Source organism: Flavobacterium sp. RHBU_24, assembly GCF_046613695.1.
Lineage (GTDB): Bacteria > Bacteroidota > Bacteroidia > Flavobacteriales > Flavobacteriaceae > Flavobacterium.
The window spans coordinates 126,165-140,885 of sequence record NZ_JBKJHD010000001.1 but is presented as its reverse complement, the minus strand read 5'-3'; the positions used below and the strand labels follow the sequence as shown (position 1 = coordinate 140,885).

At 40.2% G+C, this 14,721-nt stretch carries 18 protein-coding genes; 11 read left to right on the top strand and 7 right to left on the bottom strand.

The window, feature by feature from the left end:
- Nucleotides 1-9: 9 nt before the first annotated feature.
- Both ACLI09_RS00680 and ACLI09_RS00675 read right to left on the bottom strand, forming a co-directional pair.
- A complete protein-coding gene (locus tag ACLI09_RS00680; RefSeq protein WP_411417650.1) occupies nt 10-360 on the bottom strand; it encodes an SdpI family protein in 351 nt (116 codons plus the stop codon).
- Entirely contained in the window at nt 360-1,226 is an 867-nt protein-coding gene (locus ACLI09_RS00675) for a murein hydrolase activator EnvC family protein (protein ID WP_411417649.1), read from the bottom strand. Before ACLI09_RS00675 ends, ACLI09_RS00680 begins: the two co-directional genes overlap by 1 nt.
- 193 nt (nt 1,227-1,419) lie before the next feature.
- Here ACLI09_RS00675 and ACLI09_RS00670 point away from each other — a divergent pair, with 193 nt between their 5' ends.
- Entirely contained in the window at nt 1,420-1,611 is a 192-nt protein-coding gene (locus ACLI09_RS00670; protein WP_411417648.1) for a twin-arginine translocase TatA/TatE family subunit, read from the top strand.
- A gap of 145 nt (nt 1,612-1,756) precedes the next feature.
- Here the strand turns inward: ACLI09_RS00670 and ACLI09_RS00665 are convergent, their stop codons facing one another.
- Together ACLI09_RS00665 and ACLI09_RS00660 are read right to left on the bottom strand one after the other, a co-directional pair.
- Complete coding sequence (locus ACLI09_RS00665; RefSeq protein WP_411417647.1) at nt 1,757-2,146, bottom strand: DUF5684 domain-containing protein; 390 nt, start codon at nt 2,144-2,146, stop codon at nt 1,757-1,759.
- Between the two features lie 106 nt (nt 2,147-2,252).
- Nucleotides 2,253-4,373 (bottom strand): Tex family protein, encoded by a 2,121-nt coding sequence (locus tag ACLI09_RS00660; protein ID WP_411417646.1) that lies wholly within the window; start codon nt 4,371-4,373, stop codon nt 2,253-2,255.
- A gap of 153 nt (nt 4,374-4,526) precedes the next feature.
- Between ACLI09_RS00660 and ACLI09_RS00655 the strand changes: the two genes are divergently transcribed.
- From ACLI09_RS00655 to ACLI09_RS00625, 7 genes are all read left to right on the top strand, one after another.
- Entirely contained in the window at nt 4,527-5,447 is a 921-nt protein-coding gene (locus tag ACLI09_RS00655) for a type II restriction endonuclease (protein WP_411417645.1), read from the top strand.
- A complete protein-coding gene (locus ACLI09_RS00650) occupies nt 5,444-6,367 on the top strand; it encodes a DNA adenine methylase (protein ID WP_411417644.1) in 924 nt (307 codons plus the stop codon). The genes ACLI09_RS00655 and ACLI09_RS00650 overlap by 4 nt, the downstream gene beginning before the upstream one ends.
- A gap of 270 nt (nt 6,368-6,637) precedes the next feature.
- The gene (locus ACLI09_RS00645; RefSeq protein ID WP_411417643.1) at nt 6,638-6,970 is read left to right on the top strand and encodes a DUF4844 domain-containing protein; all 333 of its coding nucleotides are present in this window, start codon (nt 6,638-6,640) and stop codon (nt 6,968-6,970) included.
- Between the two features lie 152 nt (nt 6,971-7,122).
- Entirely contained in the window at nt 7,123-7,353 is a 231-nt protein-coding gene (locus tag ACLI09_RS00640; RefSeq protein WP_411417642.1) for a hypothetical protein, read from the top strand.
- The gene (locus ACLI09_RS00635; protein WP_411417641.1) at nt 7,353-7,670 is read left to right on the top strand and encodes a type II toxin-antitoxin system RelE/ParE family toxin; all 318 of its coding nucleotides are present in this window, start codon (nt 7,353-7,355) and stop codon (nt 7,668-7,670) included. The genes ACLI09_RS00640 and ACLI09_RS00635 overlap by 1 nt, the downstream gene beginning before the upstream one ends.
- A 288-nt stretch (nt 7,671-7,958) precedes the next feature.
- A complete protein-coding gene (locus ACLI09_RS00630) occupies nt 7,959-8,549 on the top strand; it encodes a TMEM175 family protein (RefSeq protein ID WP_411417640.1) in 591 nt (196 codons plus the stop codon).
- 31 nt (nt 8,550-8,580) lie between these two features.
- A complete protein-coding gene (locus tag ACLI09_RS00625; RefSeq protein ID WP_411417639.1) occupies nt 8,581-8,961 on the top strand; it encodes a PH domain-containing protein in 381 nt (126 codons plus the stop codon).
- A 49-nt stretch (nt 8,962-9,010) separates the two neighbouring features.
- On the opposite strand, the gene rpiB is transcribed toward ACLI09_RS00625, so the two are convergent.
- Both rpiB and ACLI09_RS00615 read right to left on the bottom strand, forming a co-directional pair.
- Nucleotides 9,011-9,442, bottom strand: coding sequence for a ribose 5-phosphate isomerase B (gene rpiB, locus ACLI09_RS00620; RefSeq protein WP_411417638.1), 432 nt, complete (start codon nt 9,440-9,442; stop codon nt 9,011-9,013).
- 613 nt (nt 9,443-10,055) lie between these two features.
- Nucleotides 10,056-10,295, bottom strand: a complete 240-nt coding sequence (locus ACLI09_RS00615; protein ID WP_411417637.1) for a DUF2007 domain-containing protein — start codon at nt 10,293-10,295, stop codon at nt 10,056-10,058.
- A gap of 117 nt (nt 10,296-10,412) precedes the next feature.
- Here ACLI09_RS00615 and rnr point away from each other — a divergent pair, with 117 nt between their 5' ends.
- Nucleotides 10,413-12,599, top strand: coding sequence for a ribonuclease R (gene rnr, locus ACLI09_RS00610; protein ID WP_411417636.1), 2,187 nt, complete (start codon nt 10,413-10,415; stop codon nt 12,597-12,599).
- Between the two features lie 3 nt (nt 12,600-12,602).
- Here rnr and ACLI09_RS00605 read toward each other — a convergent pair whose 3' ends face one another.
- Complete coding sequence (locus ACLI09_RS00605) at nt 12,603-13,040, bottom strand: hypothetical protein (RefSeq protein ID WP_411417635.1); 438 nt, start codon at nt 13,038-13,040, stop codon at nt 12,603-12,605.
- Nucleotides 13,041-13,268: 228 nt separating this feature from the next.
- Between ACLI09_RS00605 and ACLI09_RS00600 the strand changes: the two genes are divergently transcribed.
- A complete protein-coding gene (locus tag ACLI09_RS00600; RefSeq protein WP_411417634.1) occupies nt 13,269-13,940 on the top strand; it encodes a head GIN domain-containing protein in 672 nt (223 codons plus the stop codon).
- Between the two features lie 132 nt (nt 13,941-14,072).
- Complete coding sequence (locus tag ACLI09_RS00595) at nt 14,073-14,717, top strand: GIN domain-containing protein (RefSeq protein WP_411417633.1); 645 nt, start codon at nt 14,073-14,075, stop codon at nt 14,715-14,717.
- Nucleotides 14,718-14,721 lie beyond the last annotated feature (4 nt).

The window sequence follows — 14,721 nt, the reverse complement described above, 5'->3', positions numbered from 1 at the left end:
GTGCGGATGTTAGTTTTTAAATTGGTTTTTGATGGCGCGCTCGGTGGTTATAAACAGGTACAACGCGCACACCAGTACCATAGCTATACCGGCAATCATCTTAGGCTCTGCTTCGACAGGAATAAAGTATGACAATGCGGAAAGCACCACCATTACCATAGCTGATTTTACCATTAACGCCGCCGAAAATTTTTGAGCAAAGTCCCACCGCTCCTGCGACTGCATAGAGTTACCCGTACGATAGCCGTATAGATAATTGATTTTTTTAGGCGGAAACAGGTACATAAAACCACCTGCTACCATAAAAATGATACCGCACAGGAATGAAGGAAATGTAATATTTACTATAAACTCATCCATTATTCAAAATCGATAAACTGTGTGGGGTTAATGGGGTAGCCGTCTTTCCAGAGTTCAAAGTGTAGCATGGCGCCGCCGCTTTTATCGCCTGCGCCGGCCAGTGCCAGCACTTCACCGCTTTTTACCACGTCGCCCTGTTCTTTAGTAAGCTGTGCCATTTGCTTATATACCGATATAATACCGTCGTTATGGCGCACCACCATTACGTTGCCGTTTGTGGGCGTCCAGTCGGCCAGCACTACGGTACCGGCGGCAATGGCTTTAACCGGGGTGTTATTGGCTACCGCTATCTCTATAAAAAATTGCTTTTTAGATGCATTATAGGGCTTGGTTATCGTTCCCCTTACCGGCGCAAAAAGCACCTGGCTAACGCGTGGGGTCGCCTTTTCAAACAGGTTGTACTTGTCTTCGTGGGCTACCTGCTCGCGCAGTTTCTGGTCGGCCTCATTGGGCTTCATTTCGGCCTCGGTAAGTTCCTTTTGTTCAGAAACAACAATACTGTCACGGCTCAGCATGGTTTTATCAAGTTCGCCCGTTAGTACTTTTTTTATTGAAGCGAGGTATACCTTTTCATCCTGCAGGACTTTTACAAGCGAGTCTGATTTAATCGCGTTCTCGGTAGCCTGCTGTTTCAGCTTGGTACTGGCGTAGCCGGGTATGTACTCACGCAGGGGGGTAAAGGCTATTATGTAGGTGGTTAGCGCTATCATGACAATGCTTATGCTGGTAAGCCATACAAACACATTCATAAGGTTTAGCCTGAGCGAAAAAATTTCTTCAAAAGTATCTTCGTTCAATATCACCAGGCGGTTTTTATTGAACAGTTTTTTACGTATAATCTGTTTCCGTAGCCTCTTTGCAGACATATTTACTCTTTAATGGACAAATATACTAAACCTGCCCTATTTTACTGTTTATGGTGTAGTAAACGCTATGTAAAAATATACACCTGTATATTTTTGATACTTTAACGCAAACCAAAAACAAATATTTGCCGTAAATAGATGTATATTATTTTTTAATACATAACTTTGTTTAATAATTTAAAGTATAGCTATCATGGGTGGTAAATTTGGTTTAACAGAAATACTTCTAATACTTGGTGTGGTATTATTGCTGTTTGGTGGAAGAAAAATCCCCGAACTTATGAAAGGATTGGGTACCGGTATTAAAGAATTTAAAAACGCGGCTAAAGATGGGGAACACGAAGCTAACAACCCTAAAAAAGCGCAGGAAGAAAATAAACTGTAATAACATATTTTCCGTTATAAATACAACCTTTCAGGCTTAGTGCTTGGGAGGTTTTTTTTGTTTATAATAAAACCAAGATAAAGCGTAAGCAAAAAGCCCCTTTGAATGAACAAAAGGGCTTTTATAGTGAAACTAAAATTAGTTTTTATACTACTTCCGGAGAACCTATTTCGTTGATATCGTCGCCGTTATTACCGTAAATGTACTGGATTGATTTATCAAATGCCAGTATTGGGTAAAATATATACGGTAAAAATAGCAGGCCGATGGTAAAACCCTCTGACTTGCCAAATGATTTTGATAAAAGGTTAATGGCCCAAATGGCGAATATGATATTTACACCCGGAATAAGAAACCACAACAGCCAAATGCCTGGTTTTTTAATAATTTCTATCAGTACAATTGTGCTGTATATGGGCACTAATACTGCCCATCCCGGTTTACCCGCTTTTTCATAAATTTTCCATTGGCTAATAATCATCAGTATTAAAATACCGAAAAACAAAATAAACAAAATAGTAATAAGTCCTTCCATAATATGTGATTTGGTTTTAAAGGTTAATAGACTGATAGCTAATATATAAAATATTTTTATATTTCTTAAGGAAATGTTAAAAATATTAAGATGTGCCGGGTGGGGCCTATAAAATCATCGTCAGCGCCACCCGTTTCCGCTCCACATCAATTTCAGTGACTTTAACCGTAACGTGCTGGTGCAGGGTTACCACTTCGTTTACATCGCTTACAAAGCCCTCTTTGAGTTGGGAGATGTGCACCAGGCCGCTCTCCTTGATGCCGAGGTCTACAAAGCAGCCAAAGTTGGTAATATTGTTCACGATGCCCGGCAGTATCATACCCGTGCGCAGGTCGGTAATTGATTTTACGTTGGGGTCAAACTCAAACACCTTGGCGGCTTTGCGGGGGTCAAGCCCCGGTTTTTCAAGTTCTTTGAGTATATCCTGGAGCGTAAGCTTGCCTATTTCGGGCGTAACATAGCTGTCTACATTTATCTTTTTAATGGCCTCTTTGTTGGAAACCAAATCACTGGTTTTCAGCTTTAAGTCTTTCGCCATTTTCTCTACTATGGTGTAGGCTTCCGGGTGTACGGCGCTGTTATCAAGCGGATTTTTAGCATTGGGTATGCGCACAAACGCCGCAGCCTGCTGGTAGGCCTTCTCCCCCAGCCTGGGCACTTTCTTAAGTTGCTTGCGGTCTTCAAACGGGCCGTTTTCGGCGCGGTAGTTTACTATATTCTCGGCCAGCTTCTCCCCTATTCCCGATACGTAGCCCAACAGCGACTTACTCGCCGTGTTAAGGTTCACACCAACGGAGTTCACGCAGCGCATCACCACGGTATCGAGCTCGTCTTTTAGGAGGCCCTGGTCTACGTCGTGCTGGTACTGCCCCACCCCTATGGCTTTAGGCTCTATCTTAACGAGTTCGGCCAAAGGGTCGCTCAGGCGGCGGCCTATGCTCACGGCACCCCTCACGGTAACGTCGTACTTGGGGAATTCATCCCTCGCAATTTTTGACGCCGAATATACCGAAGCCCCCGCCTCACTCACAATGAATACCTGCACGGGCTTGTCCCACGCTATTTTTTTGATGAAGTGCTCCGTTTCGCGGCTGGCGGTACCGTTGCCAATGGATATCGCGTCAATCTTGTAGGCGTTAACCATAGAGCGAATCTTTTTCATGGCAATGGCGCTCTCGTTTTGCGGCGCGTGCGGATATACCGTTTCGTTATACAGCAGCCCGCCCTGCTCGTCAAGGCACACAATTTTACACCCGCTGCGGAAGCCCGGGTCGATAGCCAGGATGCGCTTTTGGCCCAACGGCGGTGCGAGCAGCAGCTGCCCCAGGTTGCCGGCAAATACCTGTATGGCGGTGGCATCGGCTTTGGCTTTGGCTTCGGCTAACACCTCGTTGCTTATGGCGGGAGCCAACAGGCGCTTATAGCTGTCGTCTATGGCTTTTTTGAGTTGGACTGCCGTGTCGCGCTTGTTCTTGATAATGGTTTGCTCCATCAGGCCGATGGCTTCCTCGTTATCTACCTCAACCTTAAATTTTATCACGCCCTCGTTTTCGGCACGCAGCATGGCCAGCAGGCGGTGCGACGGCGCCTTGGTCAGGTTCTCGCTCCAGTCGAGGTACTGCTCAAATTTTTTGGCCTTCTCCGGGTCGGCGTCCTTGGCGGGTTTTGTGGTAATGACCGCTTTGCGGCCAAAAATCCGGCGCAGCGATTTGCGTATGTACACGTTCTCGTTTATCCATTCGGCTATAATGTCGCGCGCGCCCTGCAGTGCCTCGTCTTCGTTGGCTACCTTATCGTTCAGGTACTTGGCGGCGAGGTAATCAACATCATCGGCATTTTGCGCCATGATTATTTTGGCGAGGGGCTCCAGCCCTTTTTCGCGGGCGGCATCGGCGCGGGTTTTCTTTTTCTTTTTGTAGGGCAGGTACAGGTCTTCTAACTCGGTGAGGTCGAAGCTTTGGTTAATCTTAGTGCCCAGCTCCGGCGACAGGGCGTTTTGCTCCTGTATGCTCTTTATAATGGCATCCTTGCGCTTTACAATGGCGTCGTAGGCCTGGCTTAGTTTGGCAATTTGCTCAATAACTACTTCATCGAGATTGCCGGTGGCATCCTTGCGGTAGCGGGAAATAAAGGGTATGGTGCAGTCTTCGGCCAGGAGTTTAAGGGTTGCTTCTATGCCTTTAACCGGGGCCGAAACCTGGCCGGATATATACTGGATGTTTGTCATGGTTTTGAGAATATGGGATGCAAATATGGAGATTAAATTGGAAGTTTTAAAGTGTTTTTTTGAGAGGGATTTTTGTATTTTGGTGGTTTATAATTGCCCTAAAGAAAAAAATTATTAACGAACTGTACAAGATTAAAATTATAACTTTGCCTCATGGATTTAAAGGAAAAAACTAAATATAAAATAGAGTTTAAAAAAGCATTAGATATTTTTACTGAAAAACTCGAAAAATATGTTTCAACTGAAAATGGTGACTGGTCTGTAAAAGGATTTATTGACGTTTATAAAAATATTTATACCATTTCGTCGGATACTAAAATTGTTTCAAAAATACTTGAAATTCATATTTTTCCTCAGATTTTACAGTTTGCAGAAGAAAATGGCTATAATATTATTTTAACTGAACATCAAAACTATTATCCTGATCTAACATTCATTGATAAGGAAAATGAAGATGTGAAATTTGCAGTAGATTTAAAAACTACATATAGAAAGAAAAATGGAATTTCGAGTTTTACGTTAGGTAGCCATGGAAGTTATTTTAAAGAAAGAGAAAAAAAGAAAAACATTCAATTTCCTTATAACCAATATTTAGCACATTTTTGCTTAGGAGTTATTTATACAAGGACAGACTTTAACGATGATATCTCTGAAACAGAAATTTATCAGGTTCAAGAGCTTAAAGAAGAATATGAGACATCTAATAAAAAAGTAGGAGATCGAGAAGTTACAACGGTTGATAATTTAAAATCAATAACGTCTGTAATTAAGGATTTTGACTTTTTCGCAGCAGAGAAATGGAAAATTGCAAGCGACAAACAAGGTTCCGGGAATACTGCAAATATCGGTTCGACGCTTAGCATTGAGGACTTAAGGAATGAGAACGGCATTTTTAGTCAATTAGGCGAAGAATGGTTTGATGAATATTGGATTAATCACGGTTCTGCTACAATGGTAAAAGATGGCAAACCGACAAAAATAACAACGCTTAAAGACTTTTTAGAATTTAAAGGAAGAATTGATTTATGGGATAAGATTGTATCAAGAAAAACCTATAAAAAAGATTCAAAATGAAAGTAGTAATTCCTCCTATCAAAAGCCAAGGCATTAAAACTAAACTCGTACCTTGGATTATGGATCTTGCACCAAAAACTCAAGGAAAATGGATAGAACCATTTCTTGGAACAGGTGTTGTTGCTTTAAACTCTGGCTACAAAAATGCCATTTTAAATGATACTAATCCTCACATCATTAATTTTTATAAAGGTATTCAACGAAAAGAAATTACTGCACCTTTAATGAAACATTATCTTGAACAAGAAGGGGCAATATTAAGTCAAGCAGAAAATAACGGTTATGAGCATTATTTAAATGTTCGTTCTCGTTTTAATTCTGGCGAATTTTCCTCCTATGACTTTATTTTTCTTTCGAGAGCAGGATTTAATGGAATGATGCGATTTAATAAAAAAGGGCATTGGAATATTCCATTCTGTAAAAAACCGGAAAGATTTGCACAAGCCTACATAACAAAAATCACAAATCAAGTCTCTGTAACGTCACAAATTATTCAAGACGAACCAAACTGGACTTTTCACAATAAATCATTTGCTGACATCATTCCATTAGCGACGGAAAATGATCTTATTTATTGTGACCCTCCTTATTATGGTAGAAATGTTGACTACTTCAATGGATGGACAGAAGAAGACGAAGAGCTTTTATTCAACTTATTAAGCGAAACAAAAGCAAAATTTATTCTTTCGACTTGGCATCACAATGATTGGAGAAAAAATGAAATGATTGAAAAATTTTGGGGTAAATTCAATGTTGTAACAAAAGATCATTTCTATCATAATGGTGGTAGCATCGAAAATAGAAGAACTGTCGTAGAAGCTTTAGTTTGTAACTTCAATACTAATCATTTTGACCAACATAATCACGGTCAGAAAGAGAAAATAAAACAAAATCAGTTGGAAATCGATTGGACAACGTGAACTAAGCATTAGGTATAAATTATTCAAAATAATGCACTTAATTGAGTCCAGCTCGCGCGACCATCTTGCTCGTGCCCACAACAAAAGATACGAGCGCGACGCTCGCAGCAGCAAACGAGATTTCTCGACTCCGCAGGCTGCTCTCGAAATGGAAGAACCGCGCTCGCACTACAAACCCCAACAATGATGAAAACCACACTATCCCTACTATTAGCAATCTCATTCCTAATTTCCTGCACCAATAAAAAACTTCCAACTAATACCACAACCATGACTAAATTTGAGGCATTTAAAAGCAAAGAAAAGTTTATTAAAGATGCAACGTCGTATTATCCCGGTGCGCAAAATGAACAGATTAAAAAACAACTGACGGAACGGATTAACCTCGCGGCAGATGATTTTGCACAAGTAGCTTCCGGCAACGAACCTACCGAAAAGGCCTACCAGGAAGCAATAGGAAAAGGCTTAGATAGATTTTCTGATATTTATCTCAACATTGATACGGAAGACCGGGAAAGGGTATGCACCTACTTCGAAGAACTTATGGATATTGTAGGGCTCGAAAGTTCTGATGGGCAGCTGAGTGATTTTATGTATAAGTAAATTGAATAAAACGAGGTTTAACTTCGTTGAACCTTCGGTGTCTCGACTCCGGAAGCTGTGCTCGACCCGAGGGCATTGCCCGATGGAAGAACCGCGCTCACGTTAATGACTGAACTTAAAAATTTTGTATATTTGAAATAAATAATAACGCTATGGATTTACAAACCAGGAAAATAGAATTTGTTCAGGAGTTTCTAAAGTTGGAAAACGAAGAAATCGTGGCTATTTTGGAAGTTGTAATGAAACAGCAAACTGCCAACACTGAAGATGCTTTTAAGCCTATGACCATTGATGAACTCAATGCAAGGATTGACAAATCTGAAGACGATTTTAAAAACGGCAGGTATAAATCTACTGAAGAATTACTGGATAAATACAGATAATGGCTTATAATGTAAAATGGTCTGATTTTGCTGAAAATGAGATTCATAAAATTTTTATCTACTACTGTGAGCATGCCAGTATAACTATTGCGAAAAAAATAATTCAGAAAATTTTAGACGAACCAAGCAGGTTAATTAATGATCCTGAAATAAGCCCGCGTGAAGAATTATTATTTGACCGTGAAAACAAATATTACTACTTAGTTTGCGACAATTACAAACTAATATATTCGGTTGATAAAAATTTGAATCACATTAATATTACCGATGTATTTGATACAAGGCAAAATCCTTTAAAAATAAAGCGGACTAAATAACCCATCAACCACGCTGCAAAATTACGCCGGCTTTTCTCTCAAAGTACTGAAGGCATTTGTTCAGTAAAAACCAAGACTTAAAAAGTAATACAACGTACTGAAGGGGTTTGTTCAGTATTTTTATATTTTGCAATACCTTACACTCCGTACCTTACAATGTGCAATAAAACACCCGGAATGTGTAATAAAAAGGCTCTTTTGTAAAGGTAAATGTGGAAGATAATTTGAGGTGTGGCGTTCAAAAAAATTTTGTAGGTTTAAGCCAACTAAAATTACTGATATAACCCAATGCAAAAAGGCCGGTTAGAAGCATTTAGCGATGGCGTACTCGCCATTATTATTACCATTATGGTGCTGGAAATCAAGGTTCCACACGATAAGGAACACTTTGCCGACCTGCTTCCGCTGCTGCCGGTGTTCCTTAGCTACGTGCTAAGTTTCTTATACATAGGTATTTACTGGAACAACCACCACCACATGATGCATACGGTTACTAAAGTAAACGGACCCATACTGTGGGCAAACCACCATTTGCTGTTCTGGCTGTCGCTGGTGCCGTTTGTAACCGGGTGGATGGGGGAGAACCACTTTGCCCCCGAAACGATGGCGCTGTACGGCTTTATATTGCTTATGAGCGGTATAGCTTATGTTATCCTGCAAAACCAGATTATAAAATCGCAGGGCGAAAACTCGCTGCTAAAGCACGCCATAGGCAGCGATATTAAGGGAAAGCTGTCGCCGGTGCTGTATAGCCTGGGCATTGCTTCCGGCTTTATAAACAGCACTATAGCCGCGATTTTTTATGTAGCCGTGGCCCTTATGTGGCTCATACCTGATAAGCGCATAGAGCGTATTATGGGTAGGGAAGGGCACCAATAACTAACATTAAAAACAACTAAAATATAACTTTATGGGAATTTTTTCTTCATTACTGGGCAATGCCGGCGTGGTAGACCAGGCAAAACTGCAAGACGAATTTGGTAAGCTCCTGGCCGATGGCGAGGCTATTGAAATAGGCTTTAAGCTGATACGCGATACCTTTATTTTTACTAACAAGCGCCTGATTATTATTGATGTTCAGGGGCTTACCGGTAAAAAAACCGAGTATATGTCAATCTCTTACAAAAGCATTTCGCGCTTTAGCATAGAAACTGCCGGTACGTTTGACCTTGATGCCGAGCTTAAAATATGGGTATCGAGCGAAACTATGCCCAGCATTACTAAAAAGTTCAACAAGAGCGTAAACATTTACGACGTGCAAAAAGTACTGGCGCAGCACGTGCTGGGATAAAACAAAAAAAATCCGCCGGCCGGCGGATTTTTTTATCGCATATAAATGCTTACATGCACGGCATTTTGTCAATACGTGTCTGGTGTCGGCCGCCTTCAAATTCGGTACTTAAAAAAGTATCCACCATGGCTATGGCCTGCTCTTTGCTGGTGTAGCGTGCCGGTATGCTTAGTATGTTGGCATCGTTGTGCTGGCGTGCGAGTTCGACAATTTCTTTGGTCCAGCACAGGGCAGCGCGAATTTTCTGGTGCTTGTTTGCCGTCATCGCCGCGCCGTTTCCGCTTCCGCAGATGATGATGCCAAAATCTACCACACCATTTTCTACATCATTCGCCACAGGGTGTACAAAATCGGCATAGTCTACGCTGTCTGCACTATCTGTACCGTGGTTTATTATTTCATATCCTTTAGCCTCCAGGTGGGCAGCTATAGCTTTTTTATACTCGGGGCCAGCGTGGTCGTTACCAATAGAAATTTTCATAGTTATTATGTGTTATTAAGTACAAATTTACCACAATTTGGCGGTATGCGAATAGAAAAACGTCAAATAATTAGGGGTTAGCTACTTAGCTGCCTTGCGTATAACTTACAAATAAAATTGTTAAAATCCTACGGTGTTAGTAAGTTTTAAAAGCGCCTGAAAACAAAGGACCTGCGTTTTGAACAACTTTGTTGATAACTCTATAATGGAAAAAGAAAGATTTTTTGCAACGGGAAGCAAATTTTTATAAGACGAAACGAAAACGTAATAACCAAATTTACTTTTCATTTTTTACATCAAAGTTATCAGCAATACGTAACAGTTTGTTAACATATATTAACACGTAAAGTTATCCATAAAAATACCCTGTAAACAGTAATTAACCGCTGTTGATAACCTTTTTTAAAAAGCACTAAAGTAACTGATTTTTAAAAATTTACATTTACTTAACATTGTTGAAACATTTGTATAAGATTGTAAAAGTTGTTATACAAGGCTTTCAGTATAAAGTTATAGCCACTATTAACAGGCAATAATAACCACCATGATTTTTTAAATTTTTAAAGAAAAGAAGAATTGGTTATTAATATATGTTGATAACAACTTTTAAACCTCAGACAATTTTTAGATGGTTATTAAAATTAAAGTCTTCCAGTATTTGATTTACGGTATCAAGGTCATTTTTGTGTACCTTAAGTTTTATGCCGCCCAGTGCCAGGCCATACATTGGTACTACGCTTGCCATAAATTCGTTTTCAAAGTAAAATTGCAGACCGGCGTCCTGTAGCAGGTGTTTTAGTATAGCGGTTTCATAAGGATAGGTAAATACGGCGGCGGTAACAAAATGCTTCATATTGAGAGTATTATTAGGCAATACCTGTATAAAAGTAAGCAATAATACGTTATTATTTCATTAAAACCGTTTATAATCTGTTAGTTATTCGTAATTTTCAGGCATATTAATATATGTATGAAGAAGAGACACGGAAAACCGTCGGTTAAAAAAGAAAAAGACTTTTCGCACAAAATTTACAAGATACTTGCAAAAGACCCAAACAAGTCTTACAACTATAAACAAATTGCAGCAGTACTGGAACTTGACGACACACAAAGCAGGAACGAAATTATTAAAGAACTTAAACTCCTTGCTGCCAGGGAGCAGATTGAAGAAACAGAGAGAGGCACCTACCGTGTAGTAACCAATGCGGAATATATAGAAGGAAAAATAGACATGACCAGCCGGAAAACGGCTTATTTTGTATCGCCGGAGCTGGAAGAAGATGTTTTTATACCTACTAATAACCTTAATAAAGCACTTGATAAAGACAAGGTTAAGGTTTATATCTATAACCGTAGGAAGGGCAGGAGGCCCGAAGGTGAGGTAGTAGAGATTATTGAGCGCCATAAAACCGAGTTTGTGGGCGTTATAGACATACAAAAGAATTTTGCCTTTGTAAGCACGGCAAACGCCAAGATGTATACCGATATTTTTATCCCAAAAAATAAGCTGGGCGATGCAGAAAATGGTGATGTTGTACTGGTAAAGATGGATGACTGGCCGGCTAAGGCAGACAGTCCTTTTGGTACCGTAATACGCGTATTGGGCAAGCCCGGTGAGCACAATACTGAGATACACGCTATACTCGCCGAATATGGGCTACCAAGTGATTTTCCGGTGGATGTAGAGGTATTTGCACAAAAGCTTGATACCGAGATACATCCTGAAGAAATAGCCCGTAGGAGGGATATGCGCAATGTGTTGACATTTACCATAGATCCTAAGGATGCCAAAGATTTTGATGATGCATTGTCATTCCAAAAGCTGGAAAATGGTAATTATGAAATAGGCATACACATTGCCGACGTATCGCATTACCTTGAGGAAGGCACCATATTGGATGCCGAAGCCTACAAGAGGGCCACATCAGTTTACCTGGTGGATAGGGTAGTGCCCATGCTTCCGGAAGTGTTGAGTAACTTTGCCTGTTCGCTACGCCCGCATGAGGAGAAATATACCTTTTCGGCCATATTTGAGCTAAATGAAAAAGCCGAGGTTAAAAACCAGTGGTTTGGCCGTACGGTTATTTACTCAGACCAGCGCTTTGCGTATGAAGAAGCCCAGCACATTATAGAAACCGAAGGCGACACAATACCTGTAGACATATCAATAACAGGGGAGGAGTACACCGTTTCGCCCGAAATACAATTTGCAACCCTTAAGCTTAACGAATTATCTAAAATACTGCGACGCAAGCGCATGGCAGCCGGCGCTATTTCATTTGATAAGGTAGAGGTAAAATTCCACCTTGATGAAAACGCAGAACCTACTGGCGTGTACTTTAAAGTAGCCAAGGATGCCAACCACCTTATTGAAGAATTTATGCTGCTGGCCAACCGCAAGGTGGCAGAATTTATAGGTAAACAACGCCCGGAGAAAACCTTTGTGTACCGTATTCACGACGAGCCGGATGAAGACAAGCTTATCAACCTGCAAACGGTTATCTCTAAATTTGGCTATAAAATAGACTTCCGCAACAAAGGTGATATTTCTAAATCGCTGAACCAGTTACTAACGGATGTTCAGGGTAAAAAAGAGCAAAACCTTGTAGATACCCTGGCCATACGCAGTATGAGCAAGGCAAAATACAGTACCGATAACATAGGCCACTATGGCCTGGCGTTTGATTATTATTCGCATTTTACATCGCCCATCCGCAGGTACCCTGATGTTATGGCACACCGTTTATTACAGCATTATATTGATGGCGGTACTTCGGCGAATAAAGAGCATTATGAAGAGATGTGCGTACATTCATCTAGCATGGAAGGCCTTGCCGCCAATGCCGAGCGCGACAGCGTTAAGTACATGCAGGTTAAGTACATGCTGGACCATAAAGACCAGGAGTTCCTTGGTGTAATATCCGGAGTTACAGAGTGGGGTATTTATGTAGAGATTGTGTCTAACAAATGTGAGGGCATGTGCCGCATACGCGAAATAAAAGACGATTACTACACCTTTGACGACAAACAATATGCACTTGTAGGAGAAGTTTCAGGGAGTTTATTACAGCTGGGCGACGAAGTATATGTAAAGGTAAAAAATGCCGACCTGGTTAAGAAACAGCTCGATTTTACTTTTCTCCGGAAAAATGAATAGAGCTTAACAGCATTTACATTCTGTCGAACAAACCATAACACGATTTTCACTGGTTAATTTAGTACTGAAAAGGGCACATTTATCCTGGTTGTCGTTAGGGAAGGTTTTAATTATTGTAAAATCATATTTAGCTGCTGCTGCTATATGTGCATCGGTAATTGTTTCGCCAAAAACTATAACTTTTGTAAACTGGGTTTTATTGATCTTCCGGAGTTTTTTAAGTATATCTTTAGCTTCAAAACTGGCTAATGATACATGTACATAAATAAATTCCGGTGAGATAAAGTTCTCATCAAGCACCATGTTAAAAGCTTCAATAATACTAGGAAAGTAATTAAAAAAGATAGAATTATTTAAAGCATTTATTTTTTTCTTAAAGTTTTCGGCACGCTCAAAGTCTGCATCTATTAAAAAAATCTGTCCGGTATATAAAGTGCTCATTTTATTGTGTGGTTGTGGTATTGACAGACAAAAATATCTTTTATAAAACCATTATCAAGCCATAATAGTTAAAACCGTCATTTGTTTCGGTAAGTAACGTTTTTGTAACGTCAAACGGTTGTTAAAATTTAATTTTTATATGTTAGTGTAACAAACCTTTAACGGCACTGTCTTTGTATAAGTAGTTACTTTGTAACGTAAATCATACAATAATTAAAAAGGGACATCATGAAAAAAGTATTATTACTTGCTGTTTTAGGCATAACACAGGCTATATCGGCACAGGTTACTCAAAAACTGGGCGACTTTACTGCTGTACGCGTGTTTGACAGGATAAGCGTTACCCTGGTGAAATCGTCTGAAAATAAAATTGTAATTAATGGCACCAGGGCAGGGGATGTAGAGGTAGTTACTAAAAACCGCGACCTTAAAGTACGCATGAAGCTAAGCAAACTGCTTAATGGAGAAGATATAGAAGCTATAGTATACTATAGTGGGGTAATTGACAATGTAGAAGCCAGCGAAGGTTCGTTTGTAGGCTCGCAGGATACATTTAAAGCTACTGCTTTTGAACTTAACGCTAAAGAGGGCGCTAACATAAAGCTAAACCTTGATGTAGCCAGGCTGAAATCTAAAGCAAATTCCGGGGGAATACTTGAAATTACAGGTAAAGCCACAAACCACGACCTCAGTATTACGTCGGGTGGTATATTTAAGGGCAGGGAACTCTCTACCACACAAACGTCTGTTAGTATAAGCGTAGGCGGCGAGGCAGCGGTATATGCAAGCGAATTTGTTGATGCAAAAACCAAGGCAGGCGGCGATATAAATGTATATGGCGACCCTAAACAGGTAAACCAGAAAACCTTTGCAGGAGGGTCTATAAATATAAAAGGCTAATACTTTAAACGCAGCTATAATAACCCTATGAAATATAAATCTCATAGGGTTATTTTTTTATAGCAACTGTAACATCCTTTAAAAACTACTGTCTTTATATCAACAGATTAAATAATTTTAATAAGAAACGATATGAAAACTCTTTTAGCATTTGCTGCCTTGGCCGCATTTAACCTGGCTTCTGCCCAAAAAACCACTGTACTTAACGAATTTAAAGAACTTACCGTAGGGGCAGACCTTCACGTTACCCTTGTAAAATCTAACGAAAACAAACTTGTTGCGATGTATGAAGAGGAAGAGCTACACGTGCAAAATAATGGTGATAACCTGGTACTTGACGGCGAAGCAGGCACCATTACTGTATATTACAACGGCGCTCTTGAAAGCATTGTTGCCGGGTCAGATGCTGTAATTACCACAACTGATGAAATTAAGTCGGCCACGCTGACAGTAACAGCAGGCTCTGACGCGCGGGTTACACTTACAGTAAATGTAAAAAACCTAAATACAGCAGCAGGTTCTGATGCGCAGGTAACCCTTAGTGGAAAGGCAGATAATCATGCCGCTACCTATGCTTCAGACGCGCAGCTTAATGCTAAAGAACTTACTACACATAATACCGATATTGTAATGTCTTCAGATGCCTCCGGTGATATTACTGTTAAGGGTAATGTAAATGCTACAGTATCTTCAGACGCTTCATTAAAAATATATGGCAACCCTAAAAAGGTAAACCAGGTAACCGGCAGCGACGCACGGGTTGTAGTGGTTAAATAAAGTT

Coding starts and splice junctions, on each gene's coding strand:
- ACLI09_RS00680 (WP_411417650.1), bottom strand. CDS start 360: ATGGATGAGTTTATAGTAAATATTACATTTCCTTCATTCCTGTGCGGT.
- ACLI09_RS00675 (WP_411417649.1), bottom strand. CDS start 1,226: ATGTCTGCAAAGAGGCTACGGAAACAGATTATACGTAAAAAACTGTTC.
- ACLI09_RS00670 (WP_411417648.1), top strand. CDS start 1,420: ATGGGTGGTAAATTTGGTTTAACAGAAATACTTCTAATACTTGGTGTG.
- ACLI09_RS00665 (WP_411417647.1), bottom strand. CDS start 2,146: ATGGAAGGACTTATTACTATTTTGTTTATTTTGTTTTTCGGTATTTTA.
- ACLI09_RS00660 (WP_411417646.1), bottom strand. CDS start 4,373: ATGACAAACATCCAGTATATATCCGGCCAGGTTTCGGCCCCGGTTAAA.
- ACLI09_RS00655 (WP_411417645.1), top strand. CDS start 4,527: ATGGATTTAAAGGAAAAAACTAAATATAAAATAGAGTTTAAAAAAGCA.
- ACLI09_RS00650 (WP_411417644.1), top strand. CDS start 5,444: ATGAAAGTAGTAATTCCTCCTATCAAAAGCCAAGGCATTAAAACTAAA.
- ACLI09_RS00645 (WP_411417643.1), top strand. CDS start 6,638: ATGACTAAATTTGAGGCATTTAAAAGCAAAGAAAAGTTTATTAAAGAT.
- ACLI09_RS00640 (WP_411417642.1), top strand. CDS start 7,123: ATGGATTTACAAACCAGGAAAATAGAATTTGTTCAGGAGTTTCTAAAG.
- ACLI09_RS00635 (WP_411417641.1), top strand. CDS start 7,353: ATGGCTTATAATGTAAAATGGTCTGATTTTGCTGAAAATGAGATTCAT.
- ACLI09_RS00630 (WP_411417640.1), top strand. CDS start 7,959: ATGCAAAAAGGCCGGTTAGAAGCATTTAGCGATGGCGTACTCGCCATT.
- ACLI09_RS00625 (WP_411417639.1), top strand. CDS start 8,581: ATGGGAATTTTTTCTTCATTACTGGGCAATGCCGGCGTGGTAGACCAG.
- rpiB (WP_411417638.1), bottom strand. CDS start 9,442: ATGAAAATTTCTATTGGTAACGACCACGCTGGCCCCGAGTATAAAAAA.
- ACLI09_RS00615 (WP_411417637.1), bottom strand. CDS start 10,295: ATGAAGCATTTTGTTACCGCCGCCGTATTTACCTATCCTTATGAAACC.
- rnr (WP_411417636.1), top strand. CDS start 10,413: ATGAAGAAGAGACACGGAAAACCGTCGGTTAAAAAAGAAAAAGACTTT.
- ACLI09_RS00605 (WP_411417635.1), bottom strand. CDS start 13,040: ATGAGCACTTTATATACCGGACAGATTTTTTTAATAGATGCAGACTTT.
- ACLI09_RS00600 (WP_411417634.1), top strand. CDS start 13,269: ATGAAAAAAGTATTATTACTTGCTGTTTTAGGCATAACACAGGCTATA.
- ACLI09_RS00595 (WP_411417633.1), top strand. CDS start 14,073: ATGAAAACTCTTTTAGCATTTGCTGCCTTGGCCGCATTTAACCTGGCT.